Genomic DNA, 1,032 nt, shown 5'->3' with positions numbered 1-1,032 from the left:
CAGTGCACTGGGCTATCGCCCGCCAGCACCTGAAACCATCATCCCGATGGATCACAGGCCGATGATGCACTAACAATCAAATCGGACCAGTCAGATGAGGCTGCTCACTTCTGTCGCGAGAAGAGTGCCCAACAGCCGTAATGTTTCCTTTGAGGCGACGTAATATGATAGCCCTTTGATGTCAGGGCCGCCCCGACGTGCGAAGTGCTCCACTGGAGTAACTTTCTTCAGCCTCGAATGCTCAGCTTTAAGCCGCCCGCATATCTCTGCAATCGGGAACTTACACTTTTTTCGCGCCCAGCCGGGTACTGCACATGACAAACAGCGAGAGTAACACCGGTACCTTCAACGCACGACTTGTCGGAAACAGTTTTGCTTCGGTATGGCTTGCAGGCGCGAGAAGTTGAAGCGCAACGTACAAATCCGCACCCATCCAAAGAAGTTACTTGTCGTCTTCAGCTTGAGTTCGCAAAGGGGCCCACAAACCTTTGATTGCGGCCCCGAACTAGGTAATCGCAGCCCGTTCAGTATCTCCAACAAAGCCGGGGGTAACATCACCACCAGAAGCTGTCTTCCTCCAGCAAGGATGCAATTGTCAGGTTAGCATCCTCGTCCAACACATCAATTGCAGGTTCATGCCAAGCACCGTCCGAGTTGGTTGTAAAGGGTGCGTCAACGTTATTTTTTTCGCAAGAAACAACCAACCCATAGATATCCTCATCATCTTGGTAGGTTGCCAAGTCGGGCCTAAATTCCAGATAGTCGACATCTTCGTCCCATTCGGATGCCAACAAAACGCTCAGCTTTGGTTGAACAGGACCAATGGTCCCATTTCCATCAATATCGTGGCCATAGAAGACCTCGACATCCACAACATTGGCAACGATAGCACCGCTTTGGTATTGTCCCGAAGCATCCGTGGTCCATTCGGCATATGATCCGTTCGCATTTTGCCACAGCACCTTGTAACCGCCACCCGACGCTTCCGCCTGAAGTGCCTGCCAACCCGGCAGGCTGTCTGGCCCAATTGCA

Annotated in this window: 1 protein-coding gene; it reads right to left on the bottom strand. The window is 52.1% G+C overall.

Annotated features, from left to right (window positions below; translation table 11 throughout):
* Positions 1-554 precede the first annotated feature (554 nt).
* Positions 555-1,032 (bottom strand): hypothetical protein (locus AC2FNC_RS20855; protein WP_496716597.1); only part of this gene is annotated, 478 nt, incomplete at its 5' end.

Source organism: Ruegeria sp. BHSA123 (assembly GCF_059613425.1).
The sequence above is the reverse complement of the archived record's forward strand: the minus strand, read 5'-3'. Positions and strand labels throughout refer to the sequence as shown.